This window comes from Mycolicibacterium thermoresistibile, from assembly GCF_900187065.1.
In the GTDB taxonomy this organism is placed as follows: Bacteria; Actinomycetota; Actinomycetes; order Mycobacteriales; family Mycobacteriaceae; genus Mycobacterium; species Mycobacterium thermoresistibile.
Map to the genome: position 1 here is coordinate 626,351 of NZ_LT906483.1, position 12,412 is coordinate 638,762.

The window sequence follows — 12,412 nt, forward strand, 5'->3', positions numbered from 1 at the left end:
CCCGCACCGTTTTCGATTCGTGAAAGGAACCCACCGAGATGGCTGAGAAGAATCAACCCACCGTCGACGACCTGCGCGCCCCGCTCCTTGCCGCAGTGGGCGCCGCCGACCTCGCGTTGGAACGCGTCAACGAGATCGTCGCCGCCCTGCGTGAGCGGGCCGACGAGGTCCGCAGCGACGCCAACGCCCGGGCCGAGGAACGCCGCGCCCGGATCAGCAAGGTCCGTGACGAGCTGCCCGCCCAGTTCGAGGAGATCCGCGGCAAGCTGAGCGCGGACGAGCTGCGCCGGGCGGCCGAGGCCTACGCCGACGCCGCCCAGGGCACCTACACCAAGTTGGTGGAGCGGGGTGCCGCGGCGCTGGAGCGGTTGCGCAGCCAGCCGGCCTTCGAGGATGCCGCCGAGCGGGTGGAGAGCTACACCGACCAGGCCGTCGAGCTGACCCAGGAGGCGCTGGGCACCGTGGCCGCGCAGACCCGCGCCGTCGGTGAGCGGGCCGCCAAGCTGGTCGGCGTCGACTTCCCGAAGAAGGGCGACGAGACCCAGGCCGAGACCTCGGCTGAATCCTCGGCTGAATCCTCGGCGGGGGCTCCCGCGAAGAAGGCTCCGGCGAAGAAGGCCGCCCCCAAGGACACGGCCAAGGACACTGCGGCCAAGACCACCGCCGCCAAGGCGGGCGCCAAGAAGGCTCCGGCCAAGAAGACCGCGGCCAAGAAGGTCACCCAGAAGTAACTGCCGCCGATTTCGCTCGACGCGAGTCGACGTCCGGGACGGTACCCGCATAGGCTGAACACGTGAGCAGCCACATCGTGGGTACCGTCCTCTTTCTGTTGACCATGGCCGTGCTCGCGGTGACGGTGTACGCCTTCGTCCACGCCGCGATGCAACGGCCGGACGCCTTCACCGCCGCGGACAAACTCACCAAGCCGGTGTGGCTGGTGATCCTGGGCGTCAGCGCGCTGCTGACGTTCCTTCCGGTTCTCAGCATCCTCGGTCCGGTGATCGCCGCCGTCGCCTCGGGTGTCTACCTCGTCGACGTGCGCCCGAAAATCCTGGAAATCCAAGGAAAGTCCCACTAGACCGGTGCGTCGTTCGGTCACCGCCGTGACGGCGGTCAGCAGCTGGTGTGTTGCGCTGGTCCTCGCCGGTCCGCCGGCCGGGGTGGCCGCCGCCGATCCCGAGGGTCCGCCCGATCCGCCGGCCGCCCCCGGGGTCTACGTGGAGCGGGTCGAGTGGGCGAAGTGGGGCGATCTGTCCAGCCTGCGGGTCTACCCGACCCCCGCGGCGCGTGCCGCGGCCGCCCAGATCGGCACCGGCGCGCAGGCCGAGGCCGCCTGGCGTGAGGTGCTCGCCCAGTCGCCCGACGCCGGCCTGCCCGGGATGTACGAGCAGTTCCGCTGTCACTGGCGGCTCGCCGAATTCGCCCAGCCCGGGAAGACCAGCTGGAACCTGGAGCCGTGGCGGCCCCGGGTGGACGAGGTGACGATGCTGGCGACCGGCTGCAATCCCGGGGGTACCGAGGAGCCGTTCTGATGAGCTACACCCGCGCCGAGGTCGCCGCCCGGATCGACCACACCCTGCTCAAACCGGAGGCGACGCCGGACGACGTGGCGGCGCTGGTGGGCGAGGCCACCGAACTGGGCGTCTTCGCGGTCTGCGTGTCACCGTCGATGGTGCCGGTCGCCGTCGCGGCGAGCCCCGCGGATCTGCGCGTCGCCACCGTCGCCGGATTCCCGTCCGGCAAGCACCTGCCGTCGGTCAAGGCCCGGGAGGCCGAACTGGCGGCCGCGGCGGGGGCCGCCGAGGTCGACATGGTCATCGACGTGGGCGCTGCCGTGGCCGGTGAGCTGGGCGCCGTCTATGACGACATCGCCGAGGTGCGCCGCGCGGTGTCCGGCATCACGCTCAAGGTGATCGTGGAGTCGGCGGTGCTGCTGGAGCACACCGACCCCGAACGGCTCACCGCCGTGTGCCGGGCCGCCGAGGATGCCGGGGCCGATTTCGTCAAGACCTCGACCGGCTTCCATCCCAGCGGCGGCGCGTCCGTACAGGCCGTGTCGGTGATGGCGGCCGCGGTGGGCGGACGGCTCGGGGTGAAGGCCAGCGGCGGGATCCGCACCGCCGCCGACGCCGTCGCGATGCTCGACGCCGGCGCCACCCGGCTGGGTCTGTCGGCCAGCCGGGCGGTGCTCGACGGCCTCACCTGAGCCCGGCCGGCCTCACAGCTCGGCGAAACTCACAGCTCGGCGAAACAGGGGTCTTCCTGGCCCTTGGGGATCGACGCGTTGCGGCTGGACAGTTGCGCGATCACACCGTCGTCGGTGACCTGCACACTCTGCGCGGTGATGTCCATCGGATAGTTGTCGGTCAACCCGTCGGTGAACGCGTCCAGCACCGGCTGCACCGTCTCCCGCGGCAGCGTCAGGAAGCCGATGCCGGTCAGGCTGACCACCTCCAGCCGGATTCCGCCGTCGGCCACCTGCGGACGTGCCACGATGCTGGCCAGCGGTCCGTCGAGGGTGATGGTGCCGGCGGCCGGATCGGTGCTCACCCCGGTGGTCACGAACGACCCGATCAGGGGCATCGCCTCCTGCACGGTCCGCCGGATGCCGTCGGCCGACCAGGTGATCGTGATGTCCAGCGCACCCAGCGTCCCACCGGAATCCGCGGTGTCCTCCAGCCGCACGTCACGGATGTGCAGCGCCAGCTTCATACCCTTGGCATCGCGGATCTGATTGCCGGCGGTCTCGATGTTGATGTTGGTGTAGTGGCCCGACATGTGCTGCATCAGAAACGGCGGCAGCGGATCGAAGGATGCCGTGGCCTCGTCCTGCACCACACACGACACCACCCGCGCCACCACGGAGTCGGCCCGGTTGCGGGCGTACAGCTCGGCGCCCAGCAGACCGGCTGCCACCAGTGCGATGACGATGACGACCACCAGCACCACCGACAGCGGGTCGCTGAACAGGCTCTTGATCTTCGCCATGAACGACTCGTCCTGCTCCTCGGAGCCAGCCGGCGGCGGGCCGCCCATCTGACCCGGCGGCGGGCCGCCCATCTGACCCGGCGGTGGGCCGCCCATCTGACCCGGCGGCGGTGGCGGGGGATAGCCGCCCTCCGGCGGCGGTGGTGGGGGACTGCTCGGTGGCCCGCCGGCGGGTGACGCCGGAGGACCGCCCGGCGACGGCGGTGGAACGGAGGGTGTGTCGTCGGTCGGACGCGCCCAGGGATCGGTCATCCGACGGATTCTGCCTTACCCCACTGAGCAACATCTGAGCGGTTGCGCAACACCGCGATCGTGTCGCGGGCCCGCCGCGCGGCGTCCAGGTCCAGGTCGGCGACCAGCAGCTCGGGTTCCGGACCGGCCGCGGCGAGCACCTCGCCGGTGGCCGAGGCGACCAGGCTGCCGCCGACACCCGTCGGGCCCTGCGCGGCGATCTCGTCACCGGGATAGGCCTGTCCGACCGCCGCGACGACGCAGGTGGTGTCCAGGGCCCGGGCCCGGGCCAGCAGCGTCCACTGCTCGAGTTTGCCCGGCCCCGACCCCCACGACGCATGCACGGTGAGCAGCTCCGCGCCGCGGCGGGCCAGCTCCACGTACAGCTCCGGGAACCGGATGTCGTAGCAGGTGGTCAGCCCCACCCGCACCCCTCCGACATCGATCGTCACGGGTTCGGAACCCGGTGCCACGGTTCGGGATTCGGTGAACCCGTAGGCGTCGTAGAGGTGGATCTTGTGATAGTGGGCCGCCACGCCCGGGCCGGTGGCCAGCAGGGTGTTGGTGACCCGGCCGTCGCCGCTGGGCGTGAACATCCCGGCCACCACGACGACCCCGGCGCCGGCGGCGATCTCCCGCACCGCGGTGGCCCAGGGGCCGTCCAGCGGTTCGGCGACCGGTTTCAACGACACCCCGAACCGGCACATGGTCGCCTCCGGGAACAGCACCAACCCCGCACCCGTGGCGGCGGCGCGGCGGGTGTACTCCTCGACGAGGTTCAGATTGGCCGACGGGTCGGTGCCGCTCCGGATCTGGGCGAGCGCTATCCGCATACCGCCACCCTAGTGACCCGGGTCAGGCGTTCGCGGCGATCCAATTCGTGGTGAACCGCTGCTCCGCGATCAGCAGCTCCATCAACTGATTGCCCACCAGGGTCTCGAGCTTGCCGCCCAGCAGCGGGATCCGCACCTCCACCGTCACCTGGAAATCCAGCCTGCAGGTGTGTCCCGAGTCGGTGGGTTGCAGCGTGCCGGTGCCCTCGAGGGAGGCCGGAGCCCCGATGATGGCGCCCTTGACCTCGACGGTGGCGGTCCCGTCCCGCAGCGGGCTCCAGGTCTCCTCGCGTTTGACGCTCAGATCGCCGCGATGCAGTTGGCTGACGAAGCCGGGCAGTCGGTCCGACCAGAGCACCTGGGTGGTCTCCACATCGATGCCGCCGTCGGCGTCGACGGTGAGCGAATCGAGGGTGGCGTGGTCGGCGCCGGAGTCGGCCAGACGTGCCAGCCAGTACTGCTCGTCACGAAGCGCCCGGTGAACCTGTTCGACGGTGGCGCCGTACTCGGTGGCCATGTCGAATGAACGCGGCATAGCGGGTAAGGCTACCGTTACGGCCCGTGGTGGGTTCACGAGTCGCCGGTGTGCCGGTCGCCGAGGGGGTTCCGCTGGCGCCGTTGACCACTCTGCGGGTCGGTCCGGTGGCCCGTCGGCTCATCGAGTGCACCGCCACCGATCAGGTCATCGGCGTGCTGCGGGTGCTCGACGCGGACCGGACCGGCCCGATGCTGGTGCTGGCGGGCGGGTCCAACGTGGTGCTGGCCGACGACCTGACCGATCTGACCGTGGTGCGGCTGGCCAACGACCGGATCAGCGTCGACGGCCACCTGGTCCGCGCCGAGGCCGGGGCGCTGTGGGACGACGTGGTGGTCACCTCGCTGGCACACGGGCTGGGCGGGCTGGAATGTCTGTCGGGCATCCCCGGTTCGGCCGGCGCCACCCCGGTGCAGAACGTCGGCGCCTACGGGGCCGAGGTCGCCGACACCATCCGGCGCGTCCGGCTGCACGACCGGCGCACCGGTGAAGACCGGTGGGTGGCGCCCGAGTACCTGCGATTCGGTTACCGCAGCAGCATTCTCAAGCATTCCGACACGGTGGTCGTGCTCGAGGTGGAGTTCGCACTGGACCCGGCCGGCCGCAGCGCGCCGATCCGGTACGCCGAACTGGCCCGCACCCTCGACGTCGCGACCGGTGAGCGCACCGATCCGGCCCGGGTGCGGGAGGCCGTGCTGGCGCTGCGGGCCGGCAAGGGCATGCTGACCTCGGCGGCCACCGTCGACGACCATGACACCTGGAGCGTCGGCTCGTTCTTCACCAATCCGGTGGTCAGCACCGCCGAATTCGAGCGGATCCGCGACTCGGCACCGGGGCCGGTGCCGAACTATCCGGCTCCGGACGGGGTCAAACTGGCGGCGGCGTGGCTGGTGGAACGTGCCGGGTTCGGCCGGGGCTACCCCGGTGCGGGGGCTCCGGTGCGGTTGTCCACCAAACACGCGCTGGCGCTGACCAACCGCGGCAACGCCACCACCGCCGACGTGATCGCGCTGGCCCGCGAGGTCCGGGACGGGGTGCGCGCGGCATTCGGCATCGAACTCGTCCCCGAACCCGTGTTGGTCGGCTGTTCGCTGTAGGTACGCTGGGTTCGCGTGACCCCCAGCGGTGCGAGCGCCGGCCCGGACGGCCGCGACCGCCACGGGCCGCCGGTGCTGAACCGGCGGCGCGCGCTGGGTCTGCTCGCGCTCGGTGTCACCGCCCCCGCGGCGCTCGCGGCATGTGTGGGTGACGTCGGATCGCCGGCCGAACCGACGCCGGCGCTCACCTTCGAACCCGCTGCCGACAGCGTCGACGTGCTGCCCACCGCACCCGTCCGCGCGGTGGTCGCCGACGGCCGGTTCGACCGGATCAGCCTCACCAACCCCGACGGCAAGGTCGTCGCGGGCGTCCTCAACCCGGACCGCACCGTGTTCACCACCACCGAGCCGCTCGGTTACGGCCGCACCTACACCTGGGCCGGTACGGCGGTCGGCCCCGACGGCCGGGAGGTGCCGGTCGCCGGCGCGTTCACCACGGTGGCACCCGCGGTGCAGGTGACCGGCCGGTTCCAGCTCGCCGACGGTCAGGTGGTCGGGGTGGCCGCGCCGATCATCCTCCAGTTCGACGCGCCGGTCGGCGACAAGGCCGCCGTCGAGCGGGCGCTGCGGGTGACCACCGAACCCGCGGTCGAGGGCGGCTGGGCGTGGCTGCCCGACGAGGCCGCCGGCTCGCGGGTGCACTGGCGGCCCCGCGAGTACTACCCGGCCGGCACCCGCGTCCACGTCGACGCACCGCTGTACGGGGTGGCGTTCGGCTCCGGCGCATTCGGCGCCGCCGACGCCACCCTGGATTTCAGCATCGGCCGGTATCAGCTGGTCCGGGCCCACGCGCCGGCGCACCGGCTGCAGGTGCTCACCGACGCCGGTGTGGTGATGGACTTCCCGTGCAGTTACGGCGAGGGCAACCTGCCGCGCAACATCACCCGCAGCGGAATCCACGTCGTCACCGAGAAACACACCGACTTCTACATGTCCAACCCGGCCGCCGGATACGCCAACGTGCACATGCGGCACGCGGTGCGGATCTCCAACAACGGCGAATTCATCCACGCCAATCCGGGCAGCATCGGGGCCCAGGGCAACAGCAACGTCACCAACGGCTGCATCAACATGTCCCCGGCCGATGCCGAGCAGTACTTCCACAGCGCCGTCTACGGCGACCCGGTGGAGGTGACCGGCACCTCGATTCCGTTGTCGCACGCCGACGGGGACATCTGGGACTGGACCGTCCCGTGGGCCGACTGGCTCGCGATGTCGGCGATCAGCACCGGCCCCGCGCCGCCGGACCTGCCGGAATCCGCCCCGGCCACCCCGCCGGACGCGCCGGTGACTACTCCCCGGCCGGGCGGGTGAACTTGCGGGTGGCGGAGGCCTGATCACGCGGTCGGATCACGATCTGGTCCAGGTTGACGTGCGGCGGTCGGGACGCCGCGAAACCGATCACCTCGGCGATGTCCTCGGCGACCAGCGGGGTCAAACCCTGATACACCGCGTCGGCCTTCTCCCGGTCTCCGTCGAACCGCACCAGCGAGAACTCGGTCTCCACCATTCCGGGCTGGATTTCGGTGAGCCGCACCGGTTTCCCGAGCAGCTCGCCGCGCAGGGTGCGGTGCAGCGCGCTCTGGGCGTGTTTGGCCGCGGTGTAACCGGCGCCGCCGTCGTAGATCTCGAAGGCCGCGATGGAGGTCACCGTGACGATGAGGCCGTCGCCGGAGGCGATCAGCTTGGGCAGCAGGGCGCGCGTGACATGCAAGGTGCCCAGCACGTTGGTCTCCCACATCCACCGCCAGTGGTCCAGATCCGCCTCGGCCACCGGTTCCAGACCCTTGGCGCCGCCGGCGTTGTTGACCAGGACGTCGACGCGGTCGAGCTGGTCGGCCAGCGCCTCCACGGCGGCCCGGTCTGTGACGTCGGTCACGCTCGCGGTTCCGCTGATCTCGGCTGCGAGCGCTTCGACCAGCTCCGCTCGGCGAGCCACGCAGACGACGTGAAAACCCTGTGCGGCAAGAACTTTCGCGGTCGCTTCACCGATTCCGGAGCTGGCTCCGGTGACCACCGCGACCCGGTGTTCGGTTGCTGGTGTTGTCATCTGGACAACTGTAGTAGCCGTGCTAAATTCTCTCCGTGAGCCGGAACCAGGTTGTGCACATGTGTGCGCGTCGCGACTGTTGTTGTCGCGTGACGCGCCGCGCCTGACGTTTCCGCCGAAATTCTGTCCCGTCGGGGCGTGGCCAGCAGGAATCCACCCCATCCGCTGCTCTCGACGAAGGACCTTCCCGTGGCCCGCACTGCCAACACCGTCAGCACCCCCCGAACCGCTTCATCGCTGCTCCGCCCCGCCGGCGTCACGGCGTCGCGCACCCGCCGCCCGCTGGTGTCCCGCCAGCGCGTCGTCGCGCCGTCCCTGCGGGTCGCCGACGCCGCCGCGGCCTCGGTCTTCGAAGCCGCCCGGCTGCGCGGCCCGATCGCCCGCGACGCCATCGCCAAGGCCACCGGCCTGAGCATCGCCACGGTGAACCGCCAGGTCATCGCCCTGCTGGAGGCCGGTCTGTTGCGTGAACGCCCCGACCTCGCGGTGTCCGGGGCGATCGGCCGGCCCCGGGTGCCGGTCGAGGTCGACCACGACCCCTACCTGACCCTGGGCATCCACATCGGGGCCCGCACCACCAGCATCGCCGCCACCGACCTGTTCGGGCGCACCCTGGACGTGGTGGAGACCCCCACCCCGCGTGGAGCGCAGCCGGGCGCGGTGGCGTCGCTGGCCGAGAGCGCGCGCCGCTACCTGAGCCGGTGGCACCGTCGCCGGCCGCTGTGGGTCGGAGTCGCCGCCGGGGGTGTCTTCGACGTCACCACCGGCCACCTCGACCATCCGCTGCTCGGCTGGACCGACGCGCCGGTCGGCCCGGTGCTGGCCGAGACGCTGGGACTGCCGGTGTCGGTGGCCCCGCATCTGGACGCGATGGCCGCCGCCGAACTGCTGCTCGGCCGGTCCCGCCGACGCGGGACGACCAGCCTGTTCATGTACGCCCGGGAAACCGTCGGCTACGCGCTGAGCATCGCCGGGCGGGTGCACTCACCCGCGGCCGGACCCGGCACCATCGCCGCGCTGCCGGTGAACTCCGACCTGCTCGGCGGCACCGGTCAGCTGGAGACCACGGTCAGCGATCAGGCCGTCGTCACCGCGGCCCGCCGGCTGAACGTCATCCCGCCCGAGGGCCCGGCGTCGACGATCGCCGCGGTCCTGCGGGCCGCCCAGCGTGGAGACAGCACCGCCCGCGAACTGCTCGACGAGCGGGCCCGGGTGCTCGGCGAGTCGCTGGCGTTGCTGCGCGACATGCTCAACCCCGACGAGGTGGTGGTCGGCGGCCAGGCGTTCACCGACTACCCGGCCGGGATGGAAACGCTGACCGCGGCCTTCACCACGCGGTCGGTGCTGCCGCCGCTGGAGATCCGCACCACCGCCTTCGGCAACCGGGTGCAGGAGGCCGGCGCCGGCGTGGTTTCGCTGGGCAGCCTGTACGCCGACCCGATCGGCGCCATGCGGCGCGCCCTGGACGCACCGCGCACATCGGCGCGGGTGCTGACCGGTCAGCATGCGACCGGCTGAACCGTCGGTGACCCCACGCGTGTAGACATGAGTGTGTGCGCCTGACGACCGCTGGTCCGCTGGACCCGCCGATTCCGCAACGGGTGGCGGTGCTATCCGTGCACACCTCGCCGCTCCACCAGCCCGGCACCGGTGACGCCGGCGGCCTGAACGTCTACGTGCTGCAGTCCGCGCTGGAGCTCGCCCGCCGCGGTGTCGAGGTGGAGATCTTCACCCGCGCCACCTCGTCGGCGGACCGGCCGGTGGTCCCGGTGGCGCCCGGCGTGCTGGTCCGCAATGTGGTGGCGGGGCCGTTCGAGGGTCTGGACAAGTACGATCTGCCCACCCAGCTGTGCGCGTTCACCGCGGGCGTGCTGCGCGCGGAGGCCACCCACGAACCCGGCTACTACGACATCGTGCACTCGCACTACTGGCTGTCCGGGCAGGTGGGCTGGCTGGCCCGGGACCGCTGGGCGGTGCCGTTGGTGCACACCGCCCACACCCTGGCAGCGGTGAAGAACGCCGCGCTGGCGGAGGGCGACAGTCCCGAACCGCCGTTGCGGGTGGTGGGTGAACAACAGGTCGTCGACGAGGCCGACCGGCTCATCGTCAACACCGAACACGAAGCCCAACAACTGGTTTCGATGCACCAGGCCGACCCGGACCGGATCGATGTGGTGCATCCGGGGGTGGATCTGAGCACCTTCACCCCGGGTGATCGGCAGGCCGCCCGCCGGGCGCTCGGCCTGTCCGACGACGAACAGGTGGTGGCGTTCGTCGGCCGGATCCAGCCGCTCAAGGCGCCCGACATCCTGCTGCGGGCTGCGGTGCGGCTCACCGACAGCCACCCCCGGCTGCGGATCGTGGTGGCCGGCGGGCCGTCGGGCAGTGGACTGGGCGCCCCCGATTCGCTGATCAGGTTGGCCGAAGAACTGGATATCGGGGCGCATGTGACCTTCCTGCCGCCGCAGTCCCGGGACGAGCTGGTCAACGTGTACCGCGCCGCCGACCTGGTCGCGGTGCCGAGCTATTCGGAGTCGTTCGGCCTGGTCGCCGTCGAGGCCCAGGCGTGCGGGACACCGGTTGTGGCCGCCGCGGTGGGCGGACTGCCGGTGGCGGTGCGCGACGGCGTGACCGGGCAGCTCGTCGACGGCCACGATGTCGGAGACTGGGCCGAGACCATCGGTGGCCTGCTGGATCGCGACACCACCGCGATGCGCCGCGCCGCGATCGCCCACGCCGGGACCTTCTCGTGGTCCAACACCGTGGACGCGCTGCTGGCCAGCTACGGCCGGGCGATCGCCGACTACCGGGCCGCGCATCGCCGTCCGGAGCCGTCGGTCCGGCGCAACGGCCGGCGTTTCACGATGCGACGGGGAGTACGGGCATGAGTCGCGAGGTGGAAGAGGACATCGAGCGCACCCTCACCGAGCACGGGCTGTCCTATCAACGGCACGAGGGCGCGCACGGCGGGCCGCCCGGCATCGTGGTGGCGTTGCCGGGGGAGCGGCGGCTGACCACGAACGCGATCTTCACGGTCGGTGAGCACTCGGTACGGGTCGAGGCGTTCGTCTGCCGCAAGCCGGACGAGAACCACGAGGGCGTCTACCGGTTCCTGCTCAAACGCAACCGCAAGCTCTACGGCGTGGCCTACACCCTCGACAAGCTCGGCGACATCTACCTGGTGGGCCGGATCGCGCTGCACGCGGTGACCCCCGACGAGCTGGACCGGGTGATGGGGCAGATCCTGGAGGCCGTCGACCACGACTTCAACAAGCTGCTGGAACTGGGCTTCCGCTCGTCGATCCAGAAAGAGTGGGAGTGGCGGGTGGCCCGCGGGGAGTCGCTGAAGAATCTGCGGGCGTTCGAGCACCTGATCGACGACGAGTGACCGTCGCCTTCGAGCGGGCCGAGCGGCTGTCGAGTGTGCGCCGGGTGTGGCGAGTGTGCTCTGGCCGCGGCAGGCGTGTGGCGGGTGATTCGAATGTGCCGTGGTGGTGGCGATCGGCCCGATGTCGCACCGTGGGCGCACGTCCGCCGTAGCCATCGCACGTTCACCGCAGCCATCGCACACTCACCGCAGCCATCGCACGCTGGGCTCACTGACTGCACGGCGGGCTTGCTGACTGTACGCCGAATGCCGACCGTAATCCGGCGTGCAAGGGCTGAGCCGAGTGTGCTGTGGCCGCGGCGGGCGTGTGGCGGGTGATTCGAATGTGCCGTGGTGGTGGCGATCGGCCCGATGTCGCACCGTGGGCGCACGTTCGCCGTGACCATCGCACGTTCACCGCAGCCATCGCACGTTCACCGCAGCCATCGCACACTCACCGCAGTGACCGCACGGCGGACATGCGACCCGGGCCACATGAGATGATTTCGGCCATGGGAAACGGTGCCACGCTGATTCTGCTCCGCCACGGTGAGAGTGACTGGAACGCCAAGAACCTGTTCACCGGCTGGGTCGACGTCGACCTCACCGACAAGGGCCGCGCCGAAGCGGTGCGTGCCGGGGAGTTGATGGCCGAGCTCGACCGGCTGCCCGACGTGGTCTACACCTCGCTGCTGCGCCGCGCCATCACCACCGCCAACCTGGCGCTGGACCGGGCGGACCGGCACTGGATCCCCGTCCACCGCAGCTGGCGGCTCAACGAACGCCACTACGGCGCGCTGCAGGGGCTGAACAAGGCCGAGACCAAGGAGAAATACGGCGAAGAGCAGTTCATGGCCTGGCGGCGCAGCTACGACACCCCGCCCCCACCCATCGAGCGGGGCAGCACGTACAGCCAGGACGGCGACCCGCGCTACGCCGACATCGACGGCGGTCCGCTGACCGAATGCCTGGCCGACGTGGTCGCCCGGTTCGTGCCCTACTACGAGCAGACCATCGTGCCGGATCTGCGGGCCGGCAAGACGGTGCTGATCGCCGCGCACGGCAACTCGCTGCGGGCGCTGGTGAAGTACCTCGACGGCATGTCCGACGAGGAGGTCGTCGGCCTCAACATCCCGACCGGGATCCCGCTTCGCTACGACCTGGACGAGAACCTCAAACCGAAGGTCGTCGGCGGGCAGTATCTGGACCCGGAGGCCGCCGCGGCCGGAGCCGCCGCCGTCGCGGCCCAGGGCGCGAAGTAACACCGGCGGGCCCGGCCTGGGCGAACAGCGGGTGAACAGCGGCCGAATT

The 12,412-nt window shown here is 71.1% G+C and carries 14 protein-coding genes; 10 read left to right on the forward strand and 4 right to left on the reverse strand.

What is annotated here, in order from left to right:
- Positions 1–38: 38 nt before the first annotated feature.
- From CKW28_RS02825 to deoC, 4 genes are all read left to right on the forward strand, one after another.
- Entirely contained in the window at positions 39–731 is a 693-nt protein-coding gene (locus tag CKW28_RS02825) for a hypothetical protein (protein ID WP_003926573.1), read from the forward strand.
- Positions 732–793: 62 nt separating this feature from the next.
- Complete coding sequence (locus CKW28_RS02830) at positions 794–1,078, forward strand: DUF2516 family protein (RefSeq protein ID WP_003926572.1); 285 nt, start codon at positions 794–796, stop codon at positions 1,076–1,078.
- Between the two features lie 4 nt (positions 1,079–1,082).
- Positions 1,083–1,532: a DUF2599 domain-containing protein gene (locus tag CKW28_RS02835; RefSeq protein WP_003926571.1), complete on the forward strand. Its 450-nt coding sequence runs from the start codon at positions 1,083–1,085 to the stop codon at positions 1,530–1,532.
- A complete protein-coding gene (gene deoC / locus CKW28_RS02840) occupies positions 1,532–2,206 on the forward strand; it encodes a deoxyribose-phosphate aldolase (protein WP_003926570.1) in 675 nt (224 codons plus the stop codon). The genes CKW28_RS02835 and deoC overlap by 1 nt, the downstream gene beginning before the upstream one ends.
- 29 nt (positions 2,207–2,235) lie before the next feature.
- On the opposite strand, the gene CKW28_RS02845 is transcribed toward deoC, so the two are convergent.
- From CKW28_RS02845 to CKW28_RS02855, 3 genes are read right to left on the reverse strand one after another with little or no spacing between them, the layout of a single operon-like run.
- On the reverse strand, positions 2,236–3,240 hold the full coding sequence (locus CKW28_RS02845) for an LmeA family phospholipid-binding protein (RefSeq protein WP_040547245.1): 1,005 nt from the start codon (positions 3,238–3,240) through the stop codon (positions 2,236–2,238).
- The gene (locus CKW28_RS02850) at positions 3,237–4,052 is read right to left on the reverse strand and encodes a carbon-nitrogen hydrolase family protein (RefSeq protein ID WP_003926568.1); all 816 of its coding nucleotides are present in this window, start codon (positions 4,050–4,052) and stop codon (positions 3,237–3,239) included. Before CKW28_RS02850 ends, CKW28_RS02845 begins: the two co-directional genes overlap by 4 nt.
- Positions 4,053–4,074: 22 nt before the next feature.
- Positions 4,075–4,587: a DUF2505 domain-containing protein gene (locus CKW28_RS02855; RefSeq protein WP_040547243.1), complete on the reverse strand. Its 513-nt coding sequence runs from the start codon at positions 4,585–4,587 to the stop codon at positions 4,075–4,077.
- A 26-nt stretch (positions 4,588–4,613) separates the two neighbouring features.
- Between CKW28_RS02855 and CKW28_RS02860 the strand changes: the two genes are divergently transcribed.
- Positions 4,614–5,684: a UDP-N-acetylmuramate dehydrogenase gene (locus CKW28_RS02860; protein WP_040547241.1), complete on the forward strand. Its 1,071-nt coding sequence runs from the start codon at positions 4,614–4,616 to the stop codon at positions 5,682–5,684.
- 15 nt (positions 5,685–5,699) lie between these two features.
- The gene (locus CKW28_RS02865; RefSeq protein ID WP_003926565.1) at positions 5,700–6,998 is read left to right on the forward strand and encodes a L,D-transpeptidase; all 1,299 of its coding nucleotides are present in this window, start codon (positions 5,700–5,702) and stop codon (positions 6,996–6,998) included.
- Here CKW28_RS02865 and CKW28_RS02870 read toward each other — a convergent pair.
- Positions 6,976–7,734, reverse strand: a complete 759-nt coding sequence (locus tag CKW28_RS02870) for an SDR family NAD(P)-dependent oxidoreductase (RefSeq protein WP_003926564.1) — start codon at positions 7,732–7,734, stop codon at positions 6,976–6,978. The two genes, CKW28_RS02865 and CKW28_RS02870, sit on opposite strands and share 23 nt — an antisense overlap.
- Positions 7,735–7,923: 189 nt before the next feature.
- On the opposite strand from CKW28_RS02870, the gene CKW28_RS02875 reads away from it, so the two are divergent.
- The 4 genes from CKW28_RS02875 (at position 7,924) to CKW28_RS02890 (ending at position 12,363) form a co-directional block, all read left to right on the forward strand.
- A complete protein-coding gene (locus CKW28_RS02875) occupies positions 7,924–9,252 on the forward strand; it encodes an ROK family transcriptional regulator (RefSeq protein WP_003926563.1) in 1,329 nt (442 codons plus the stop codon).
- Positions 9,253–9,293: 41 nt separating this feature from the next.
- Positions 9,294–10,622 carry a D-inositol-3-phosphate glycosyltransferase gene (mshA, locus tag CKW28_RS02880; protein WP_162292338.1) on the forward strand — a complete coding sequence of 443 codons (1,329 nt, stop codon included), beginning with the start codon at positions 9,294–9,296 and terminating at the stop codon, positions 10,620–10,622.
- A complete protein-coding gene (locus tag CKW28_RS02885) occupies positions 10,619–11,122 on the forward strand; it encodes a type III secretion system chaperone family protein (protein ID WP_003926561.1) in 504 nt (167 codons plus the stop codon). The genes mshA and CKW28_RS02885 overlap by 4 nt, the downstream gene beginning before the upstream one ends.
- A 491-nt stretch (positions 11,123–11,613) precedes the next feature.
- The gene (locus CKW28_RS02890) at positions 11,614–12,363 is read left to right on the forward strand and encodes a phosphoglyceromutase (RefSeq protein WP_003926560.1); all 750 of its coding nucleotides are present in this window, start codon (positions 11,614–11,616) and stop codon (positions 12,361–12,363) included.
- Positions 12,364–12,412: the final 49 nt, after the last annotated feature.

What these genes read in the sequence shown, in the direction of transcription:
- CKW28_RS02885 (WP_003926561.1), top strand. Translation starts at nt 10,619, where the DNA reads ATGAGTCGCGAGGTGGAAGAGGACATCGAGCGCACCCTCACCGAGCAC.
- CKW28_RS02890 (WP_003926560.1), top strand. Translation starts at nt 11,614, where the DNA reads ATGGGAAACGGTGCCACGCTGATTCTGCTCCGCCACGGTGAGAGTGAC.
- CKW28_RS02825 (WP_003926573.1), top strand. Translation starts at nt 39, where the DNA reads ATGGCTGAGAAGAATCAACCCACCGTCGACGACCTGCGCGCCCCGCTC.
- deoC (WP_003926570.1), top strand. Translation starts at nt 1,532, where the DNA reads ATGAGCTACACCCGCGCCGAGGTCGCCGCCCGGATCGACCACACCCTG.
- CKW28_RS02870 (WP_003926564.1), bottom strand. Translation starts at nt 7,734, where the DNA reads ATGACAACACCAGCAACCGAACACCGGGTCGCGGTGGTCACCGGAGCC.
- CKW28_RS02845 (WP_040547245.1), bottom strand. Translation starts at nt 3,240, where the DNA reads ATGACCGATCCCTGGGCGCGTCCGACCGACGACACACCCTCCGTTCCA.
- CKW28_RS02850 (WP_003926568.1), bottom strand. Translation starts at nt 4,052, where the DNA reads ATGCGGATAGCGCTCGCCCAGATCCGGAGCGGCACCGACCCGTCGGCC.
- CKW28_RS02855 (WP_040547243.1), bottom strand. Translation starts at nt 4,587, where the DNA reads ATGCCGCGTTCATTCGACATGGCCACCGAGTACGGCGCCACCGTCGAA.